19 protein-coding genes and 1 pseudogene are annotated in these 20,023 nt (G+C 64.1%); 16 read left to right on the top strand and 4 right to left on the bottom strand.

Features of this window, described 5'->3' with window-relative positions:
• The first annotated feature begins 91 nt into the window (after positions 1-91).
• A complete protein-coding gene (locus tag FHR32_RS16970) occupies positions 92-1,006 on the top strand; it encodes an IS982 family transposase (RefSeq protein WP_184752293.1) in 915 nt (304 codons plus the stop codon).
• Between the two features lie 153 nt (positions 1,007-1,159).
• Here FHR32_RS16970 and FHR32_RS16965 read toward each other — a convergent pair whose 3' ends face one another.
• Complete coding sequence (locus FHR32_RS16965) at positions 1,160-2,395, bottom strand: IS701 family transposase (protein WP_184755197.1); 1,236 nt, start codon at positions 2,393-2,395, stop codon at positions 1,160-1,162.
• A 539-nt stretch (positions 2,396-2,934) separates the two neighbouring features.
• Between FHR32_RS16965 and FHR32_RS16960 the strand changes: the two genes are divergently transcribed.
• Positions 2,935-3,975 (top strand): trypsin-like serine peptidase, encoded by a 1,041-nt coding sequence (locus FHR32_RS16960; protein ID WP_184755196.1) that lies wholly within the window; start codon positions 2,935-2,937, stop codon positions 3,973-3,975.
• A 280-nt stretch (positions 3,976-4,255) separates the two neighbouring features.
• Positions 4,256-4,768, top strand: a pseudogene (locus tag FHR32_RS16955) (S1 RNA-binding domain-containing protein); the annotation flags it as partial.
• A gap of 810 nt (positions 4,769-5,578) precedes the next feature.
• Here FHR32_RS16955 and FHR32_RS16950 read toward each other — a convergent pair.
• Positions 5,579-6,091 carry a restriction endonuclease gene (locus FHR32_RS16950; RefSeq protein ID WP_221465434.1) on the bottom strand — a complete coding sequence of 171 codons (513 nt, stop codon included), beginning with the start codon at positions 6,089-6,091 and terminating at the stop codon, positions 5,579-5,581.
• Between the two features lie 42 nt (positions 6,092-6,133).
• On the opposite strand from FHR32_RS16950, the gene FHR32_RS16945 reads away from it, so the two are divergent.
• From FHR32_RS16945 to FHR32_RS16915, 7 genes are all read left to right on the top strand, one after another.
• Positions 6,134-7,387, top strand: a complete 1,254-nt coding sequence (locus FHR32_RS16945) for an IS256 family transposase (RefSeq protein ID WP_184755194.1) — start codon at positions 6,134-6,136, stop codon at positions 7,385-7,387.
• A gap of 240 nt (positions 7,388-7,627) precedes the next feature.
• Entirely contained in the window at positions 7,628-7,882 is a 255-nt protein-coding gene (locus FHR32_RS16940; RefSeq protein WP_246466180.1) for a hypothetical protein, read from the top strand.
• Between the two features lie 711 nt (positions 7,883-8,593).
• On the top strand, positions 8,594-8,836 hold the full coding sequence (locus tag FHR32_RS16935) for a hypothetical protein (RefSeq protein ID WP_184755193.1): 243 nt from the start codon (positions 8,594-8,596) through the stop codon (positions 8,834-8,836).
• Between the two features lie 92 nt (positions 8,837-8,928).
• Positions 8,929-10,326 (top strand): IS1380 family transposase, encoded by a 1,398-nt coding sequence (locus tag FHR32_RS16930; RefSeq protein WP_184751892.1) that lies wholly within the window; start codon positions 8,929-8,931, stop codon positions 10,324-10,326.
• A 346-nt stretch (positions 10,327-10,672) separates the two neighbouring features.
• The gene (locus tag FHR32_RS16925; RefSeq protein WP_184755192.1) at positions 10,673-10,990 is read left to right on the top strand and encodes a hypothetical protein; all 318 of its coding nucleotides are present in this window, start codon (positions 10,673-10,675) and stop codon (positions 10,988-10,990) included.
• A gap of 321 nt (positions 10,991-11,311) precedes the next feature.
• Complete coding sequence (locus FHR32_RS16920) at positions 11,312-11,707, top strand: hypothetical protein (protein WP_184755191.1); 396 nt, start codon at positions 11,312-11,314, stop codon at positions 11,705-11,707.
• Between the two features lie 528 nt (positions 11,708-12,235).
• The gene (locus FHR32_RS16915) at positions 12,236-12,703 is read left to right on the top strand and encodes an NPCBM/NEW2 domain-containing protein (RefSeq protein ID WP_184755190.1); all 468 of its coding nucleotides are present in this window, start codon (positions 12,236-12,238) and stop codon (positions 12,701-12,703) included.
• A 490-nt stretch (positions 12,704-13,193) separates the two neighbouring features.
• Here FHR32_RS16915 and FHR32_RS47680 read toward each other — a convergent pair.
• A protein-coding gene (locus FHR32_RS47680; RefSeq protein ID WP_425584211.1) for an IS630 family transposase occupies positions 13,194-14,269 on the bottom strand; the annotation gives its coding sequence in 2 pieces (ribosomal slippage) (positions 13,194-13,726 and positions 13,726-14,269; 1,077 coding nt in all).
• Between the two features lie 758 nt (positions 14,270-15,027).
• On the opposite strand from FHR32_RS47680, the gene FHR32_RS16900 reads away from it, so the two are divergent.
• The 3 genes from FHR32_RS16900 (at position 15,028) to FHR32_RS16890 (ending at position 16,592) form a co-directional block, all read left to right on the top strand.
• Positions 15,028-15,357 (top strand): PadR family transcriptional regulator, encoded by a 330-nt coding sequence (locus FHR32_RS16900; RefSeq protein ID WP_184755187.1) that lies wholly within the window; start codon positions 15,028-15,030, stop codon positions 15,355-15,357.
• Positions 15,354-15,917: a DUF5313 family protein gene (locus FHR32_RS16895; RefSeq protein ID WP_184755186.1), complete on the top strand. Its 564-nt coding sequence runs from the start codon at positions 15,354-15,356 to the stop codon at positions 15,915-15,917. Before FHR32_RS16900 ends, FHR32_RS16895 begins: the two co-directional genes overlap by 4 nt.
• Positions 15,918-16,031: 114 nt before the next feature.
• Positions 16,032-16,592, top strand: a complete 561-nt coding sequence (locus FHR32_RS16890; RefSeq protein WP_184755185.1) for an NUDIX hydrolase — start codon at positions 16,032-16,034, stop codon at positions 16,590-16,592.
• Here FHR32_RS16890 and FHR32_RS16885 read toward each other — a convergent pair.
• Entirely contained in the window at positions 16,573-17,703 is a 1,131-nt protein-coding gene (locus tag FHR32_RS16885; protein ID WP_312882408.1) for an NsdA family TPR-like regulatory protein, read from the bottom strand. The genes FHR32_RS16890 and FHR32_RS16885 overlap by 20 nt on opposite strands.
• A gap of 205 nt (positions 17,704-17,908) precedes the next feature.
• Between FHR32_RS16885 and FHR32_RS16880 the strand changes: the two genes are divergently transcribed.
• The 3 genes from FHR32_RS16880 to FHR32_RS16870 all read left to right on the top strand — a co-directional run bounded on the left by FHR32_RS16880 (position 17,909) and on the right by FHR32_RS16870 (position 19,926).
• Complete coding sequence (locus FHR32_RS16880) at positions 17,909-18,319, top strand: hypothetical protein (protein WP_246466178.1); 411 nt, start codon at positions 17,909-17,911, stop codon at positions 18,317-18,319.
• Positions 18,320-18,710: 391 nt separating this feature from the next.
• Positions 18,711-19,427, top strand: coding sequence for a GntR family transcriptional regulator (locus FHR32_RS16875; RefSeq protein ID WP_184755183.1), 717 nt, complete (start codon positions 18,711-18,713; stop codon positions 19,425-19,427).
• Positions 19,428-19,545: 118 nt separating this feature from the next.
• Positions 19,546-19,926: a hypothetical protein gene (locus FHR32_RS16870; RefSeq protein WP_312882407.1), complete on the top strand. Its 381-nt coding sequence runs from the start codon at positions 19,546-19,548 to the stop codon at positions 19,924-19,926.
• Positions 19,927-20,023 lie beyond the last annotated feature (97 nt).

Raw genomic sequence — 20,023 nt, 5'->3', positions numbered from 1 at the left:
CCAGCCCGTCCCCACCTAACCAAGCCCTACTAGACGATTGAGTCCAAGGGATCGCCTGCGAAAATAGGGCGAGGGCGTTCAAGATCCGTTTGTGACGACAGAACTGAACACCCTCGCAACCGCACTCTATGTCAAGATCGACGACGCGGTGAAGGCATCGCCGGACCTGCTGCCATGGCGGCCGAAAACGGGGATCGCACCCGCCCTCAGCGACGCCGAACTCGTGACACTGGCGGTGATGTCGGCTCTGCTGGGCTTCACCTCCGAGCGGCGCTGGGTGCGCTATGCCCACACCGAACTGAGGGACATGTTTCCTTACCTGCCCGGGCAGTCCGGGTACGGAAAGCGGCTACGCAAAGCGTCCGGCCTGGTCCTGCACATGATCAGGATGCTGGCCGCCGACACCTCGCTGTGGAGCGACGACGTGTGGCTGGTCGACTCCACGCCGGTGGAGTGCGGCCGATCCCGGGAGACGGCCAAGCGCAGCGATCTGGCCGGGTGGGCGCAGTACGGCTACTGCGCGTCCCACTCGCGGTACTTCTGGGGATTGCGGCTGCACCTGTTGTGCACCCTGGGCGGGCTGCCGATGGCGTTCGCGCTCACCGGCGCCAAGGCCGACGAGCGCGAGACCCTGCTCGGGATGCTGGATTCGGCACCCGAGATGGTGGCCGCCCGTCCCGGTCAGACGATCATCGCGGACAAGAACTACTACGGCCGCGCCTTCGAGCAGGCCCTCACCGAGCGTGACCTGAGGCTGCTGCGCCCAGCCCGCAAGGGTGAGCCCGAGCGGGCCGGAGCACGCTTGTTCAAGCCGTTGCGGCAGACCATCGAGTCGATCAACCAGACCTTCAAGGGCCAGCTCGACCTGGAACGACACGGTGCCCGTACTCCTGCTGGCGTCATCATCCGCGTACTGACACGGATCCTGGCACTGACCGCCGCAATCTGGCACAACGACAAGACTGGACAACCGATCAAGCGATCCCTGATCGCCTACGACCACTAACTGTGACCGAAGCCCTTGGACTCAATCATCTAGTAGGGCTTGGTTAGGTGGGGACGGGCTGGGCATGTCGGGGTAACGCGCGGCGGCAGGTGGGGCAGGATCCGGCCCAGCAGGCCAGCAGGAGCTGCAGCTCGGTGATGACCTGGTAGGTGCTCAAGCCACAGCTAGGACTTTTGGGTCGAGCCGTTGCAGGGTGCAAAAGGCGTGTGCGACCGAGACCAAAGTGACGTGGTGGTGCCAGCCACTCCAGGTACGGCCCTCGAAGTGATCCAGGCCCAGCCCGGTCTTCAGCTCGCGGTAGTCGTGCTCGATGCGCCAGCGGATTTTCGCCAGGCGCACCAGGCGCCGCAGCGGAATGTCGCCGGGCAGGGTGGACAGCCAGTATTTGACCGGCTCCGGCTCGCCTGGCGGCCATTCGGCCAGCAGCCAGCACACCGGCAGTTCCCCGCCCGCATACGCGCGGCGGATCCGCACCCCCGCCGGCCGTACCCGCAGCGCGGCGAACCGCGAGCGCAACGGCCCCTTGGACCCCATCCGCCAGCGCACCGCGTGCAGCGCGCGCCGCCCGCCCTCCAGCACCAACTGCCGGGCGCTGATGCGCCGCTGCCGGTAGCGGGGCACCGGCCGCCGCCCGGTCCCCGCATACGGCGCGACGCTGCGGCAGGCCTCGGCCTCCAGCAGCGCGGTATCGGAACGCACCCCCACCACGTAGGGAATATCGCGCTCGGTCAGGCCCAGGCGAAAGGCCCCGTCTTGACCGTAGCCCTCATCGGCGACCACCAACGGCGGATCCAGCCCCCAACTCTCCAGCTCGTCGATCATGTCCAGAGCCAGCTGCCACTTGGGCACATGAGCGATGTCCGCAGGGATCCGGCAGCGCTGCCGGCGTGCCGCCACCGCGGCCGGATCCTCCGTGCGCGGCGAGGCCGCATCCCACTGCTCGGGCACGAACAGCCGCCAGTTCACCGGACACGACGCGGCGTCGGTGACCAGATGCACGCTCGGCGCGACCTGGCAGTTCGCGGTCTTGCCCAGCGCCCCGCAATACTGCGCGGCCACCCCCGGCGACTCCTGGCCGTCCTTGACAAAGGACACATCATCGACCACCCATGCCACCGGGTTGATCGCCGCCTCCATCCGCCAGGCCAGCTCGGCCAAAACCAGCTGATGCGACCAGGGGGCATCGGTGCAGAACTGCTGCAGCCCTTGGCGATCCACGCCCAGCCGGGCCGCCATCGGCTCCATCGATTTCCGTGCCCCGTCGGTCAGCAGGCCGCGCACATACCGCTCGCCCCACCGCCGCTGATCAGCACGGGCGAAACCGGAGAACATCTCAGCGGCAAACGTCTCCAGCCGCGCCCGCACGGCCTCGAGTTCTTGAGGGGTCATCTTCCCTCACCCCCAAACAGGTGACATACCGTCCCCTACCCGAGGTAACCAAGCCCTACTAGTTCTTCACCGCGAAACAATCCGCCTAAGTCAAAGGAAAATGTACTAGTATTTCCCCATGAAAACTTCAATTTGGCTGCACCGACTGGGTTTACCCATGGGGTGCTCGCTCTTGCAGTAGCTTCAAGCCACTTCTTGGCACGGCGAGCACCTATGTGACCAGCCTCCTACGCCTCCTCCTCCTACGCCTCATCCTCTGTCATACTTTTGGACGTTACAGTCCGATGACCTTGCATGCACCTCTCTGACAGCTATCAATCGATGCCCTCTGCCGTTTTGCTATGCACAAATTCGCCACAAACCAGACATGTATGCCTAATTTCTTCGTACACCGGACGTACGATCTCAATCGTTTCTTCACGGGATATCCTGCAAGCGTTATGATCTTCCTTCGGGTCGGCCGCGCTCATCAGCTGGGCCGATTTTCCATGCTGACGGGGGCAATGAAGGACGCCCTACGACTGGACGGGAGATCTGTTATGAGGCGCACACTGATCGCGTTAGGCATCGGCTTGGGTCTGCTGGGCTCCACTGTCGTCTCTGCACCGGCTCAGGCCGCGAGCGCGGTGACGGACCCTCTGGCCTCCACTGTGCCTGCCGCTCAGCAGGTCGCGGCGTTCTGGCTCGCCAACGGGGCCGCCAACCTGAAGAACGCCACACCCTACGCCGTGCAGACCGTGGTCCACGGGAAACGCCTGTCCACCGCTGTCGTCCCGGACGGCAAGCCCGGCCTAATCGCGCCGGCGCAGGGCCCGCTCTCGCCGAAGGGGAAACTGCCCACGACCTCGGGCAAGGTGTTCTTCGTCGGTGCCGACGGTCAGCCCCACTGGTGTACAGGCACCGCCATGCAGTCGACCTACCGCAATCTCGTCGCCACGGCCAGTCACTGCGTGTACGACACCCAGCGCGCCGGCGCCACGCTCGACAAGTGGGTCTTCGTTCCCGGCTACTCCGAGGGCACCACCCCGTGGGGCCTGTACGTCGGAAAGCAGGCCGTCACCCATTACGACTTCGTCGCGTACGCGGACTACGACCGCGACTACGCCTTCGTGAACGTGTACAACGGCGTCGTCTCGTCTTCCTCCGACGTGCTGACCGACACCGGGAGGCTGGTCGACAACGTCGGCGGGCAGGGCTTCACCTGGAACCAGACGACGGCCTCCTCGGTCGACGTCTTCGGCTACCCGGCCGGCCTCAACCCCGACGGAACCCAGCCCTACACAGGCCAGACCCTCGAATGGAGCTACGGCAAGACCTTCACCGCCCTGGCTCCGGCCATCAAGGGCGAAGAGCTCACCGGCGTCGACTCCCCGTTCACCGGTGAAGGCTCCCTTGGCTCCTCCTGGCTGTACCGCTACAGCAGCAACAGCCGCACCGGCTACCTCAACGGCATCACGATCAGCGTCTCCGACACCGACGGCGACAACCGCTACGACACCAGCGTCTCCCCATACTTCGACAGCGAGACGTACGCGGTCTACTCCGCCGCCGTCAACCTCTGGACCGGCTCCATCGCATAGACGGCTGCCGCACACTGCCGCACCCGCCTACCCGGGCGGGTGCGGCAGGGCCCCTCATTCGCTGAAGCGGGCCAGATGGCCCCGCGCCCTGGGCCTGGTGCCGAATACGTGCCGAAACTCCTATCGGGAAATACGTTTCTGCTGATCAGAGAGCTTTCGTGGTAGGTCTGTAAAACCATCGGCTATGAGAAGAGCCTGGCGGATCTTCCGGGAATGGATCGTTTCCCAGCGCTATGCTCACCGGCGTAGTGCCAGGGGTGGGAAGGGCGTTGTCATGGGGGAGAAGGCTAGGAGCGACGCCCGCCGAGCCTTCCTTTGCGCGTTGCAGAATGGTCAGGTCCGCAAGGGCGTCGTGTCCTCGGTCGTTGACTTCGGTGCGTTCGTAGAGCTTGGTGGCGTGGATGGGCTGGTAAGCGTCCCTAACCTGTCCTGGAGACGCTTCGACCATCCGTCCGAGGTTGTGCGGGTGGGGCAGGAGATCACTGTCACGGTTCTGCAGGTGGATGTGGAGCGTGAGCAGGTTTCGCTGTCGCTGAAGGCCCTGCAACCAGACCCGTTGCAGCAGTTCGCCCGCACCCAGCTCGGCCGTTTCCTTTCTGGACGCGTCACCAAGGTCGCCCCGATCGGGGTGTTCGTCGGCGTCCACGAGGGTGTGGAGGGACTGGTGCCCCTCTCCGAATTCACAGCGCACAACATCGATGACCCCGAGCAGGTACTGCAGCTCGGTGACGAGGTTGTCGTCCAGGTCGTCGATATCAACATCGACACGCGCCGCGTCAGCTTCGCCCTCCAGGCGGGCAAAGGCCCTATCGCCACGTGAAACGCAGCGCTCTTGAAAACTGCCATGCCTGCGATAGGGACGCTCGGATCCAAGATGATCACCAACACGAGACCGCGGAGTCGTAAGTGGCCGAGGGGTGCCTGATCGTCCCGCCCGCCACGACCCAGGCGAGCCCAGCAGACCGGATCCTCCGACTCAAGCCCGTCCCTGACCGTTGGCATCCGATGTCCGAGGAACGGCACCAGGTCGAGGGACACGCGAAGACGAGCTTGATCCTCCGTCGCCGGCCCGCTGCCCCTTCGGGGTGGGATGAGGCAGACGGGAAGATCAGGCAGGGGGACAAGTGCGTGTCCGCACGGGGATTAATCCTTGATCACGTGCCCCGAGCGTGCCCTAAGCCAGGGTCAGTCAGGGGGAATCACGGGGACTCACGGGCGAGCAACGAAGAAGGCCCCTCACCGCATCTCTGCTGGTGAGGGGCCTCTTTACGCTGATGTGGCAGGTGCAGGACTTGAACCTGCGTAGGCTGAGCCGACGGTTTTACAGCCCGTGACCTTTTCTCCGGTGAGATCACTCCCGACCTGCGGCGTAACGTACCTGCGGCGCTCTTAGTACCATGATCATTGCACGCATATTGCACAGTGCCGCTGGAGCTCCTAAACCGCAAGGTGACGGAAGGATCTTCAACCGAATCCCACGCGGCGATCACAGTGCTGGATACGGTGACGGTATGCCGCTTACCGAGCATCCCCCGACGGTGGACCGCGAGACAGAGATGATCCGTTCCAGCGGAAAGTACGGTAGCCGTGGGACACGCTAATGTTAGGGCTTTTTCTTTCTGCGGTTGAGGATGCGTGCGGGAATATTGTGCTGATGGCAGAGGGAGAGTAGCCCTGCACCATCTATAAGGTTGAGAGGTTTGCCGTTGGCAAATTTGTAGCTGTCGGGCCCGTATCCAGACGTCGTGATCATGATCCCTTTGGTGGCGCCTTCATGCTGGACGGTGCCATACAGGTCGCGGACATGGGTGGGTTCCACAGTTTTGGTGTAGAGCTTGGCTTGGACAATAAACTTGCCGCCCTTGATTGGGTGTGGGTCGTAGGCCACGCAGTCGACACCGCCATCGCCGCTGGCCTGGTAGAGCTTGGTGTCGAAGCCCATCTTGGCGAACAGGTTCTGTATGAACGCCTCAAACTCCTTGTGATGGAGATCGAGCAGGTTGGGGCGTTTATCGATGTCAGAGATAATGTCAACGGGGTCGGACGATGAGCAATGCTCAGAACCTGTGGATCGGCTCGGGGGCGTACCCTCCCGAGTGATCGATTCGAAGGTCACTGAGTAGGCCGACGTTGGCGCGTCGGCTGGGAGGGCACGCCCATGCTTACCGTAGTCAATGCCGACGGCGCGACGTCGAATGGTTCCTTGATCGATGAGATCGTCCGGGAGGGAGCGCGGCGGATGTTGGCCGCCGCGCTGGAGGCCGAGGTCAACTCCTACTTGGCCGAACTGGCCGACGCTCGCGACGCCGACGGCCGCCGTCTGGTGGTGCGCAACGGGTTCCACGCCGAGCGGACGATAGCAACCTCGGCCGGGCCTGTGCAGGTCAAGGCACCGCGGGTGAACGACAAGCGTGTAGATGCCGAGACCGGGGAGCGCAAGCGATTCTCTTCAGCGATCCTGCCACCCTGGGCGCGCAAGACCCCGAAGATCTCCGAGGTGCTTCCGCTGCTGTATCTGCACGGTCTGTCCACCGGCGACTTCGTCCCGGCCCTGGAGCAGTTCCTCGGGTCGGCCGCTGGGCTGTCGTCGGCGACGGTGTCGAGGCTGACGTCGCAGTGGACCGACGATCACAAGGCGTTCCAGAAGCGCGACTTGTCGGCGACCGACTTCGTCTATGTCTGGGCCGACGGCGTGCATCTGAAGGTCAGGTTGGACCAGGCCAAGGCGTGCGTGCTGGTCCTGGTGGGCGTCCGAGCTGACGGCAGCAAGGAGCTGATAGCCCTGGACGAGGGTTATCGGGAGTCGTCGGAGTCGTGGGCGAATCTGCTGCGTGACTGCGCCCGGCGCGGGATGCGCGCCCCGCACCTTGCCGTCGGCGATGGGGCGCTGGGCTTCTGGAAGGCGCTGCGCGAGGTGTTCCCCGAGACCAAGGAGCAGCGCTGCTGGGTGCACAAAACTGCGAATGTCTTGGATTCCATGCCGAAGTCGGCGCAGCCGGCGGCCAAAGCCGCGATCGCAGACATCTACAACGCCGAGGACAAAGACCAGGCCACCAAGGCCATCAAGACATTCGAGCGGCAGTACGGCGCGAAGTTCCCCAAGGCCGTCAAGAAGATCGTCGACGACGCGGACGTGCTGCTGGCGTTCTACGACTACCCGGCCGAACACTGGATCCACCTGCGCACCACGAACCCGATTGAGTCAACATTCTCCACCGTCCGGCTGCGCACCAAGGTCACCCGCGGTGCCGGTTCCCGCGCGGCGGCCCTGGCAATGACGTTCAAGCTCATCGAGTCCGCCCAACAACGCTGGCGCTCGGTCAACGCGCCCCACCTGGTCGCTCTCGTGCGTGCCGGAGCCCGCTTCGAACGCGGTGTCCTCGTCGAGCGCGACGAGGACACCGCCGCATGACCGGCCACACGGAACGCCCGCTGCTCTTCCTCGACATCGACGGGCCGCTTCTCCCGTTCGGCGAGGACCCGCAACGCGCACCGCGGGTCACTACACCGGACTCGCACTTGGCGCGGCTCCCCTCCGAGGTGGGGCGTCGACTGGCGGCGCTGCCCTGCGATCTCGTCTGGGCCACAACCTGGGAAGACGAGGCGAACGCCGAGATAGCCCCCCCGAATCGGGCTGCCACGCCTGCCAGTCGTGAACTGGCCGGAGCCATCCGACGAGCATGAACGCGAGGACCAATGGTTCGGGCTCCACTGGAAGACCCGGACCCTGGTGAACTGGGCGGCCGGACGCCCGTTCGCCTGGGTCGACGACGAGATCACCGACGCCGATCGAGACTGGGTCTCCACGCACCATAGCGGCCGGGCACTCCTGCACCACGTGGAGTCATTCCGAGGACTCGCCGACGAAGACTTCGCAGCCCTCGATCAATGGCTTCGAGCTCTGTGAATCACCCGCAATCCACAGGATTTGACAATTGCTCAGACGACGGCGCAGTGAAGCAATACGAACTCGTGGATCCCGGCGGAGAGAGGAGCGAAGGATCGCCTGTAACTCCTCGACGCGTGCTTCAAGCTGGCGAGTGCGATCAGCGGCCTCGGCGTCTCGCGCAGCAGCTTCAGCCTGGAGACCCTCCCGCTCCCTCGCTTTGCGTTCCCGTTCTCGCTGCTGCCGGGCCTGCTCGGCGGCGCGCTCTTGTCTACGCCGCTCAGCTTCCCAATCGCGATAGGACCCCGACGAACGAGAACCTCGCGCCACTTCGCACCTCGCCGATCTCCTCGAACCTATAGGTCGCCGATCGAACGTAACCCAGCAGGTCAACGCCGACAATGCGACGAAGCCGTAATGTCACCTACGGGTGTAACCAAGATCGGATGCTCACGCAGTTGCAACGGGCGATCAAGATGCCTTGAAGGAGATCTTCGTGGTGCCCTTCGGAGGGATGACGGCCTCTACTACTCTCCCGCACGCTCGGCATTTCGATGCTCCACGCAAGCCCCATCGGCCAGCTACACAGGCTCCGCTTGACTGGCAGGTCGTATTCAAAATAGATCGCGTGGATCACCACACATCGATGATGATGACTGGCGAGGAGGCATGATGTGGCCCGAGTTAACGGTCCGGTCCTGGCGGGGAGTGCAGGACTTCAGGGAAGCAGAAGTGGAGCGCGACTACTCCGATGATCTATATGATCGTGCTGAAGCAGGCAGAGAAGCCCGGAGGATCCATGAGCTCCGGGGAGTATTCATGGCACAGGTCGCCGAGATCGAGGACCTGCTCCAAACCCTGATCAACTTGGTCGCAGAACATCGCGGTGAGTGGCTTCCCATCCCGGAGTCCAAGCTGAAGAAGCTTCCGGCAAGCAAGGCTCTGAGCCTGAATCCACCGAGCGTTATCAGGTGAGGGCTGGACCGTAGACATGACGATGCCCTCTGACCTGGCAGGATGGGAGTTCTCTACGCTTCCAGCCGCCGAATCAAGAGGGCACGTCGTAAGTGCGATTGTCTCACGCTCCCGCCCACACCCATGCGATCTTCGATGACCAGCACACGGTCGCCTACGCAGGCCTGCTGCCGGTGATGCGCCTGGCCGAGCGCTGTGACCTGGCCGGTCTGGCTCAGGAGCACGTGACCATCGCCGACCGACTCGGGGTGAATGCCCCGCTGAAAATCGGCTCGATCGTGGCCGGGATGATCGCCGGGGCCGACAGCATCGATGATCTGGACGTGCTGCGCCACGGCGGGATGGATAAGTTGTTTGCCGGGATCCGCGCCCCCTCCACGCTCGGGTCGTTTCTGCGCTGTCTGACGTGGGGCAACGTGCGGCAGATCGGGAAGGTCGGCCGCCGCCTGCTGGCCCGTCTGGCCGCGCACACACCGCTGCTGCCCGGCGTGGACGTGCTGGCGTTCCTCGATCTGGACTCGATGCAAAAACGGATTTACGGGCCGACCAAACAGGGCGCCGGGTTCGGGCACACCAAGATTCAAGGCAAGAGCCTGCGGGTCCGCGGTCTCAACGTGCTCGCCTCGGCCCTGTCCACCCCACTGGCCGCCCCGGTCATCACCGCCAGTCGGTTGCGCGGCGGCACCGCCAACTCCGCCCGCGGCGCAGACACCTTCGTGACCGAGTCGATCAATACGGCCCGGGAGGCCGGAGCCACCGGCATCCTGCTCTGCCGAGGCGATGCGGCCTACTACAGCGCCAAGGTCATCGGCGCCTGCCGGCGAGCCGATGTCCGGTTCTCCTTCACCGCGAAGATGGACCCCAAAATCAAGGCGGCGATCGCCGCGATCCCCCAGGGCGCCTGGACCCCGATCAGCTACCCCAACGCCATCTTGGACGAGGAATCCGGGCAGTGGATCTCCGATGCCGAGGTCGCCGAGACCCGCTACACCGCGTTCACCTCCAAGAAGGGGCAGGCCGTAACCGCCCGCCTGATCGTGCGCCGGGTCAAACGACTGGGTGAGCAGACCGACCCCGGCCACCACCCGTGCTATCGCTACCACGCCGTGTTCACCGACACTCCGTATGAGCTGATCCAGGCCGAAGGACAGCATCGTGATCACGCGATCATCGAGCAGATCTTCGCCGATCTGATCTCCGGGCCGCTGGCTCACCTGCCCTCCGGTAATTTCGCGGCCAACGCCGCCTGGCTGGCACTGGCCACGATCAGCCACAACCTGCTCCGCGCCGCCGGTTGCCTGTCCGGAGCCCGCTGCGCACGAGCACGTGGAGCCACTCTGCGCCGCCACCTCATCGCCGTACCCGCCCGCCTCGCCCGGCACGGGCGCGGCCATATCACCCTCCACCTGCCCGGCCACTGGCCCTGGCAGCCCGCCTGGATGAACCTCTTCGACGCGCTTCGCTCGCCACCGCTCGCCCGAGCCGCTTGATATCCCATCTCACAGGCACCACCCCGCCAGCACCTTGACGGCCTACCCAGCCACCGGCGACACCGCCACCGACCGCCCCGAACCGCATGACCCGGACAAGCCGCAGAACCCGCCAGCGGCGGCCCCATCACGCCCGAAAACAGGACTCCACCTGCCGAACACCGAGAGAAACGGCCCTCATGGAGGAATCGAACTTAGAAACGATCATTCAAAGACGCTCGGTGGATTCAGGCTGAGTCTTGTTCGGGATATAGCTTCTGCGGCCGGACAATCTGACGAGCTTTCCACTGCTTGCTCTCAAATTTCCTGGCTGTTGGCCCGACGAAATCAGCTAGTCCACGCCGTTGTGAACGTCGGCTACAGCTCGCTCGGCCCGTATGCGTCGCGGGAGCCGGTCATCGTACTACTGGACGAGATTCAGCAGAATGGTGCCCACGTGCCGTGGGAGCTTGCACCTCTACTCAAGAATGCTCGAAATCCAGAGGACGGGGGGTGGGACGGCGATAACGGAGAGATCTCGGAACAGCACCTGGAGGAGGATCTTCGCCGGGCATACATTGTCTTGGAAGGCGCAGTGGATATCTTTCAAGCTCTTGCGGGTTCCTTAGAAATGCTCCCGCACCGCCGCGCTTCGTCCGATTGCGACGACGATCCTCCCTTCTGATCACCTACCCTCTGCGGCGGACTGATCATCATGACCGGCAAGAATGCGGGCCAGCACCTCGGCGGCTCGCGCTTTCGCGCCCTCGCAACCCTTGTTTACCCTCCTGACAGGCACGCAGCGGGTTGGCTCCAGTGCCCCTACTCAAACCCGCATTAGCAGCTCTGATCTTGCCCGTCCCGATCAGTTCCACCTGGACCAATAGGGCTCAGCAGTCCGCGTGGAACCGGGCTGTACGGCGCTGGATTGTAACTAGAACTGCAACTAAGAATTGAGGCCGCTATCTAACGATCATCAGAGGCGCAGAGGTGGCAAGCTGTGCCGATGGAGTCCTCCGAGTTTCTCGCAGCGAAGCAGCGCCTGATGGGCGAGGCGTCCCCCAGCAGTGGAGCCGACCTCGGCGGCATGCTGATGGATTTTGACTGCTACCTGTGGCACTCCCCTGTGATCAGGGAAGTGGAGGTCCACCGCACCGGTGCCACGAACAGTCTGATCGCGGCCACCTGCGTATCCGTCAGCGGACGCTCGGAGGCGGAGATCGCGGTCGGCCTCGAACAGGTCTGGCTACAGGATCTCAGCTACCGGTACTTCGAGGCTCACATGATTACCCTGGTGGAGGGGCGAGTACAGCTTGACGTGATAACGCAGATCGCCCCACAGGACTTCTATGTCACGGCCACCATCTTGGCCGAGACATCGAGATCATACGGTGCTCGGTGAGCCGGGGCCAATGGCCCGGATGCCCCACACCAGGACCCGTTGAGAGGTGTTCTGGCTGGTGAAGCTTAGGAGATTCGAACTTCTGACATCCTGCTTGCAAATCGATCCGATCACAGGCCGTACGGGCCGTGAGCTGGGCGGAGAGTTCCCGTGAGTCCCCGTGGTGACTGTGACTCCATCCCCGTTCTGGCAGGGGCGAACGGAGGGCAATGTTCGTAAACGACGGGCGGCAACGTCCTCACCGTTGCCCGCATGATCCGTTCCATGGAAAAGTACATAGCTCACGAGATGCCCCTCGCGCCACATGGAGCACCTATGCCATTAGAGAGAAATCAAGAGACCGCTCGAGATTCTTCCGCAACCAAGGCCGCAGTCATTACCGCTATCGCCACCGTAACCGCGGCAGTAATTGCAGCTACCGGAGCCTTTGCTACAGGATTGCTTCAGGTCCAAAGTTCGACGTCTCAGAGTCCAAGCCCTACCTCACCTCAGAGTATAGGCCCCACCGCGTCGACCTCCAGTCACGCGGTGGCCACATCAGAAGCTCCCGGGAACACAATTAAACCTTCCATCGAATCGAAATCGACTGCGGTTTATTTATCAGATCTACAGTCCGTCGAAGGAGAGGCAAAAGCGGGCGAGAGTAAGGCAAATGCGAAGACGTATAAAAACAGCATCATTCTAGGATACAATGACTGCTCGGAAGATTTCCAAGTAGGCTACAATCTCGATCGAAAATATCGCCACCTTCAAGCTACAATTAGCCCCGCCGATACGACGAGGTCGGGAATTGGCATACGATTTATGGCATTCTTGGATGGGAAAAATATTGCCGACCATGATCTCGTAGTCGGGCAAGCAAAGCGCCTTGATGTTGATGTTGAGGGCGGTCTCCGACTTGTCCTCCTATCGCGCATCCACAAGGTTGGCAGCGATTATCAGACCTGCCCGAGCGATGGGGATAGAGCTGTGTGGGGAGATGCGCAGATCTCTTGACGGACGCTACTGCGTCGTCTCCACGCGATCTGATCATCCCATTTGCCGTCGTCCCATCCGAAGGGGAAGCGAGCCAGTAGCACGGGGATAGCGAGGATAGGGCGGGGCGCCCTACGGGACGGACAACCTTTCGTGGTCACTGGCCACTGGGTTAGAGGATTGCGGTACGCGGCCCGGTGACCTGTTGTGTTCCAGGCCGAGGCGGGTGCGGCTCTCCTCGCGAGGTCTCCGTGATTCCCCCTGCTCCCCCTCCTGACGGGCACGCAGCGAGCACGGAACAGTTGCCTCTTCATCGCACCGGTGCTCGGTGGGCCGGGGCTGAGGAACGAAGTCCCGGACCTTCGATCGCCCCCAACCCCGTGCGGAGATTAACCCTCATCAGGCGATCGTGAGGGCGGTACCGGCTTGGATGTCGCATCACTGGCTTGAAAGAGGCGCCTGTCGTGGGATCAACAGTGGACGACGTACTGAGTCTGAAAGCTGGGCGTTACTAAGGTGGGGTGGATAGGACGAGGCCGGTCTCGGCGATGAATCCAGCCAGGAGACCAGGCCGGTACTGCATGGACTTGAGCTTGTTCTTGATCAGGGTCGTGAGCTGGTCGATGTCATCCACGGCGAAGTTGAACAACGTGGTGCGCAGGGCCGACCAGATGCCCTCGGCGGGGTTGAGGTCAGGGGCATACGGCGGGAACCGGTAGACCAGCAGCCAGTCTCTTTGCTCGGTGATCCAGGCGCGCATCCGGGCCGAGACGTGGCCGGGCAGACTGTCCCATACCAGTGAGATCGGGCCGCCCAGCTGAGCGTGCGCGGAGTTCAGCAGAGCCTGGAACGCCGCCTCTTTGAACCCCTTGGGCTCGTGCTTGCGACGGTGATAGGTGAGCGTGCGGTAGATCAGCCGGGACCGCTCACCGGGCTTGACACACAGCAGCGCGGCGATGGAGACGCGGCCGGACCCGCTGCAGGACACCGGCAGGATGGGAGTCTGGCCGGTGCGCGCCCACGTTCTGCCCTTGGGCGGCCTCAGGCCCTGGCCGGACTCGTCGGCGAAGACGAGCCAGGAGTCCCAGGCCGCCCGGGTGCTTTTAAAGCCGGCCACACCCGCCGTTCCCAATCGGCGACCTGTTCATCGTCGCGCCGGACGGCTCGGTGCGCCGGTACCTGAAACGACCGGCCGAGCCGCTTCAGCAGATAGGCCACCCCGCGCTCGGTGTAGGAGACGTGGAGCCTCTCGGCGATCAGCACCGTGACGCGCGCGGCCGTCCAGCGTTGATCGTTCCACCCGTGCGCGAGCGCGCCCTCGTCCAGGTATGCCTCCAGCCGGGTCAGTTGCTCGTCGGTGAGCTTGCACCCGGTCCCGGCGGCGCCTTTGGAGACCAGCGCGGCCTTACCGTTCTTGAGCCAGGCCCGATGCCACTCGCAGGCGGACTTACGCGTCACGCCCAGCAGGCGGGCCACCCGCGGTGGTTTGATTCCTCCGGAGAACATGTCCGCCGCTTGAAGCCGCAGTGTCTGCCGCCGCTCTCGCTCCGCGCCAGACAGCCCCCCGCTTCTGTCGGAGTACCTCATACTCCCAGGCTGTCACCTGCGCAAACAGCATCGGCAATCACCCCCGGCAACCATGACGCCCGGCTTTCAGACTCAGTAAGCCGGGGCGGACAGGCTGGTCACGCGGAGATAAGAGAGAGATCATGTATTTCGGTATCTCAGGCGTAAGCGTGCTCCTCATGCTGCTTAGCGCTCTTTTTCAGTTCCTTGTCATCCACTTCGCCGTACGCCTGGCTCTAAAGCACGACCGTGAACGTTCCGGGCGTAGTTGACCGTAGGGGTGGCAACCGCGGAGAGCGGAGCGGCCTGCGCCAATGTGAAGCACCCGAAGGAACAGCGAAGCGGTTGGGCCCGGTGGTCAGAGAGAGAGCGAGAGATCTCATGGCGGTGGTGCGGCCCCGGTACGGCGGGTTGGATAGGTACGGCGGGCGCGAGGTGCGGCGCGCGGCCCTGAGTCCCGGCGCCGTTCGGGACCGGCCCCCAGGCCGCATGCCCGGACGGCGGGCGGGCGGCGGGCCGTGCGGCGGCGCGCCGCGCCGCCGCCTTGATCTACATAAGAACAATTCGGCAACTCGTTCAGAGCATGACTCTGCCGAGTACCGGACGCTCCTGAGCAAATCAGAGACAGAACCGGATTGCATGAGCCGGTTCGGCGAGGCCAGCAGAGACGGCGAGGGCCGGACACATGGATGGCTCGGTTGTCTGCTCCTCGACGAGGCTGAGCAGTTCGAATGCGATCACTCATTGACCTATATAACGCTCAACGATATATATCGCATATGGTGCTACGCGAACAGAGCTATCTCATCCTGTTGGCCTTGGCCGACGGCCCGCTCCACGGCTACGGCGTGATCAAAGCCGTCCAGGAACTGTCGGAGGAGCGAGTACGGCTTGGCGCGGGCACCTTGTACGGCGCGCTCGACCGGCTGTCGGGCGACGGCCTGGTGTCCGTGGTCAAGGAAGAGGTCGTCGCCGGCCGCCACCGCCGCTACTACGACCTGACCGGCCATGGCCGTACCGTCCTCGCCGAGGAAACTTCCCGCCTGACGCGGCTGGCCGCCACCGCCCGGAACCGCCTGTCCCTGCAGCCGGGATGGGGAACGCGATGACCGGCCGCAAGTGCCTCACCGCCGAACGCCGAAGCGACGCATACGCGGATCGCTGCCACCTGCTGCTGCGTGTGGCGTATCCGCCGCGCTTCATGCAGGCGCGAGGCGAGGAGTTCCTGAGCACCCTTCTCGATCTGGCCGAGCCCGGCAGGACCCGGCCGGACCTGCGTACCGTGCTGGACGTCGTGCGCGCCGGCGTGGTCTGGCGTCTGCGGGAGCACCCGCCCCTGTGGCGCTGGCTCTGCTACCGCCTGTTCGGTAAGCGGCTTCCCTTTCGCTACCGCTGGTGGGTCCGAGACGACGTCCTTGGCCGATTCTTCCTCGTGCGTCTCCTCGGGGCGTGGCTATCCCTGGTTTTCCTGCCGTTCACACTGACGGACGTCTTCAGACTGATGGGCGAGCCCGGTTCCTGGGGGATCAAGATTGGCTGGCTGTTAGGCATCTGTCTGACCGCTTTTACCAGTCGCCGACAGATTCGGCGTGACTTGCTGGCTAAGCACCAGTTCACCCCCAACGGCACTCCCCTCGCCCCGCAGTCTGACGAGGGCATGCCGAGGTGACCTCCTCGTGTGCCCTATACGAATGCAGCGGTGTTGAACAATTCGGCAGTGCTCGATAGTCGCTGTCTGCTGCTACCCGTGTACGTCGGAGATGTTGGGCTGTAGCTTCGCTGTGTGGCTACCAATGAGGAGCAGACGCGCTGGATCGTCCATGGCGAGCGACTGATCTATGACAACCGCTGGATCCGGCTGGGCCTGGTTGACGTCGCGATCCCGGACGGGGAGCGGTTCGAGCATCACGTGGTGCATCTGGACCGGGCGGCTATCGCTGTGGTGGTCGATGACCAGCACCGGGTGCTCCTGATGTGGCGACACCGCTTCCTCGCCGACCGGTGGGGCTGGGAGCTGCCCGGCGGGCTGATCGACGCGGGCGAGGACGCCATGACGACGGCCGCTCGTGAGGTGGAGGAGGAGACAGGCTATCGGCCCAAGGAGATTGAGCACCTGATCACCTATCAGCCGATGGCCGGCATGGTCGACTCCGAACACAACCTGTTCCTCGTGCGTGGTGCCGAGCTGGTCGGCAGTCCGACCGGGGAGATCGAGGCTGATCTCATCGAGTGGGTGCCGATGTCGGAGATCCCAGACATGATTGCCCGCGGTGACATCTGGACGTCGGGGACGTTGATCGGTCTGTATGCGGCGCGGGATCGGCTCAACGGAGCGAGCGCGTAACCGCTCGGGCGAGTTCCTCGATGCGCCGGCGCTGGCGGCGGGAGCCGGTCATGGTCGCGAGTTGCTGGGCGCGTTGGATGTGAGGTTGGGCCGCGTCGGGTTCTCCTCTGGCAAGAAGGGCGTGGCCCAGGTCGCAGCGGACCCCGGATTCGGCGCGGTTGTAGGTGCCGTCCATCCCGGCCAACGCTGAGCGGAGGTCTTCGACGGTGCCTGGGTCGCCGAAGCGCACCAGGCAGTTGCCGCGCCAGCGGGCGAGGTGGTGGGCGTCCAAGGAGAGATAGGGCATGCTCACGTCGGCCGCTCCCTCCGGCAGAAGCGCGGCAGCCTGGTCGAGAGCCGCACGGCAGGTGGTCTCGTCACCGAGGATCGCGGCGGCTTCGGCCTCGGCTGCCGACAGCCATGTCCGTAGCCGGCCGGGGATGCGTTCGCGGTGGGTGGTGTGGATGTGCTGGAGGAGCTCGGTGGCTTCGGCCGGCCGGCCGAGTTCCATGAGGACGTAGGCCTGTTCGGCGGATACGTAGGCGAGCACGGCAGGATCGTCGGCTTCGCGGGCGGCGGCTTTGGCGTGTTCGTAGTGGTTCCATGCGTCGTTCAGGGCGCCGGTGTTGATGGCCTGCCATCCGGCCAGAGATGAGGTCTCGGCGAGGACGTGGGCGAGCTGGGCGCGGATGCCGGGCCGTACGGCGTGCCGGTGGGCGCGTTCTAGCTGGGAGATCTGGGCGCGCATCTTGTCGGCGATGGCGACTCCGCCGAGTCGGCGGTCCAGGAGACGCAGGTTGTTGGTGTCGGTGGTGAGGATCATGACCATGGTGGGGTCGATGGCGGCGGCGGCTTCGATCCGAGCCGTCAGTTCGTCGGCCTGCTCCTGGTGGTTGTCACCGTGGTCTCCGGTGGGGGATGCGATGTCGAGTGGGGCCAGGCCGAAGAGCATGCGGGCGTGGTCGGGCAGGCCGAGCCCGGTGGCGATCCGTTCGTAGACCTCCAGGTCGGTGACCTGGCGCTGCCCTCGGATGATCAGGCTTACGTGGCCCTGGGCTATTCCGGTCGCTGCGCTGATGCGCGTCTGGCTCGCCCCGTTGTACTTGACAGCGAGATTGAAAAGACCCGCCACGTCACGATTCTTGAGGATTTGGCTGCTTTCATCGTGATCCCAGATCCATGGCGGAATCTCGATCGGATCGAAAGCGTTCCCGTGCATTCCGTCCTCCGGTCATCAGTCCCGAAGTGGTGCATCGCTGTAGATCGAGACTCTATATTCTCGGCGGTATACCTGCGTGGGATAGGGCTGAAAAGTTCGTCCGGACATTCTTTCCGGCATGACAACACCAGTTAAGTGCACGGAATGCGACGGGCGCGGCTGGAAGATCGTTACCCGTCGTGGATGTGTGGTGGCCATGGGCCTGCACATGGAACTCTCGGCGCGGGAGGACTGCCTCTACTGCGGCGGCTTGGAGCAGCTCGTCGAGATGTTCGAGTGGGAGGTGTTCGTCACCTCCGGCGGAATCGACGAGATCGGGCCATGCGGGATCAGCTCAGGTCAGGCGACGGCGATGGACACGCTGCGCACGGAGCTGCGCCGGATGGAGTCGCCCGGGACGGTCTGGGGGCGGATCACGCATCGGGTCTACGACTTCGGCACCGTCCCCGACGACTGGTCTCGGCGGGTGATCTTCCGCGCGACCGTGGACCCGGCGGGATCGGTGCGCTTCGAGAGGACCGCGCCGTGAGCACGCGGGCGGTCGCATGGGCGACGCCCTGCACGGCCTTCCATCTCCCGCCGGTGAGAGACGGGCACCGGTCTCTGTCTTGGGGCAGTCCGCGTCGATTCGAGCGAATTCGCGTGACGGCGTGGACCTGCCATGAGCATCGGGTGACGTTTTACGAATTCTGCGAGGCCGGCGGCCTGGCCTTCATCCAGCGGACGGTCAGCGACAAGGGGAAAACTGTCGTTTCGCAGAGCGACGCGTGGCGCCACGTAGAGGCTCAGGCTATGTGGGTCGCTCTACTGTCTGGAATGGTGAGGTAGCCGTTCTTCCCGGTGGTGGAGGTCCTGACAGGCTCCTGCTCAGCCGGTACTGTGCTTATGCAGACAAGTGGAAGAGTGATCGGGCGGTTAACATGAGCATGGACTTCGCTCCGCCGAAGTATGCCCAGGTGATGAAGGCGATTCAGCAGCGGATCGAGGCTGGTGAGTACGCCCCGGGTGACATGCTGCCGTCCGAGACGCAGCTTGTCCGCGAGTTCGCCGTGGGCCGTACGACCGTGGTTCGAGCGTTGCAGACGCTTGCCATGCAGGGCTGGATTGAGCGGGAGCATGGGCGTGGCTCGTTCGTGAAGGGGCGCCCGGACAGTCCACCGGATCGCGTCCGGCCGGGCCTGGCTGTGGCTGAGCAGGCCGAGAGCGCCGAGAGTGTGACCGAGGTTGAGCGCGTTGCGGCTCCTCGTCACATCGCCCGTCTCCTGGGCGTCGCGGAGCGGACCCCCGTGATCGCTCGTCGACGGGTGGCTAAGCAGGATGGCCGGCCCTCCACGGTGGAGACGCTGTGGTTCCCGTTGGAGATCGCACTCGGCACCGACCTGGACAAGCCCGAGCCTCTGCGGCACGGGATCCGCCAGCACCTGCAGGCGGTCAAGCACCTGCGGTTCGACCACATCACCGAGCGGCTGACGGCGCGCAGTCCCCGGAAGGAAGAGGCCGAGCTGCTCGGCAGTTCCAAGCCCGTTCTCGGGGTGCTGGCCACCGTTCACGACGCGGCGGGGGCCGTGGTCATGGTGATGGAGGTGGCCTTGCCAGGTGATCTTCATGAGCTGCAGGATGTCTATCCCATGACATAGGCCGACTCCGGGTGGTGCCATGCAGAGCGCTCCTGTTACTTCCAGTGAAGACCCGCCCACCAGGCGGTCTTTCTGGCGTAGGGCAGGGCGCGGCTGTCTGGTGGTGGCGCTCCTTCCGGTGATCGGGCTGTTTCTTCTCTTCAAGGTCCCCATGTGGGTCAACGACGCGAAACTCGACGCTCTGATCGATCGGTTTGAGAGCTACCCCCGACCGCCCAAGACGTATGGGGCCGATGGCGGCGCCGAGGGCTCCATCGCGCTTCGCGGTAACGGCAACCACTGCGACTACCGTGTTCGGTTGACGCTGAATACGGAGTTGTCCGTCAGTGATCTCACGGACTATTACGATCGGGCAGACATTGCAGGCGTCGAGGCCGGCCGGCCGAGCTTCACCGTGTGGGCCCGGCAGCCATCGAAACACGTGGCCTACAGCAGCCATACAGTGATCGTGGAGCTCAACGACAGCGCCGACGCGGGCTTGGACATCCGCTGCCACTGAGCCGCTGAGGCACGCTGTCAGGCACTGACCCTCATTCGCCACATCTCTTAACCACTTGTGCGGACGAGTGGAAGAAGCTACTCTCAGCTTAGTCGGA

It is taken from the genome of Streptosporangium album (assembly GCF_014203795.1).
Classification (GTDB): Bacteria; Actinomycetota; Actinomycetes; order Streptosporangiales; family Streptosporangiaceae; genus Streptosporangium; species Streptosporangium album.
The sequence above is the reverse complement of the archived record's forward strand: the minus strand, read 5'-3'. Positions and strand labels throughout refer to the sequence as shown.

Excerpts from the sequence above, each read along its gene's own strand:
- FHR32_RS16965 (WP_184755197.1), bottom strand. The coding sequence starts at position 2,395 with ATGACCCCTCAAGAACTCGAGGCCGTGCGGGCGCGGCTGGAGACGTTT.
- FHR32_RS16960 (WP_184755196.1), top strand. The coding sequence starts at position 2,935 with ATGAGGCGCACACTGATCGCGTTAGGCATCGGCTTGGGTCTGCTGGGC.
- FHR32_RS16945 (WP_184755194.1), top strand. The coding sequence starts at position 6,134 with ATGCTTACCGTAGTCAATGCCGACGGCGCGACGTCGAATGGTTCCTTG.
- FHR32_RS16920 (WP_184755191.1), top strand. The coding sequence starts at position 11,312 with ATGGAGTCCTCCGAGTTTCTCGCAGCGAAGCAGCGCCTGATGGGCGAG.
- FHR32_RS16900 (WP_184755187.1), top strand. The coding sequence starts at position 15,028 with ATGGTGCTACGCGAACAGAGCTATCTCATCCTGTTGGCCTTGGCCGAC.
- FHR32_RS16895 (WP_184755186.1), top strand. The coding sequence starts at position 15,354 with ATGACCGGCCGCAAGTGCCTCACCGCCGAACGCCGAAGCGACGCATAC.
- FHR32_RS16880 (WP_246466178.1), top strand. The coding sequence starts at position 17,909 with ATGACAACACCAGTTAAGTGCACGGAATGCGACGGGCGCGGCTGGAAG.
- FHR32_RS16875 (WP_184755183.1), top strand. The coding sequence starts at position 18,711 with ATGAGCATGGACTTCGCTCCGCCGAAGTATGCCCAGGTGATGAAGGCG.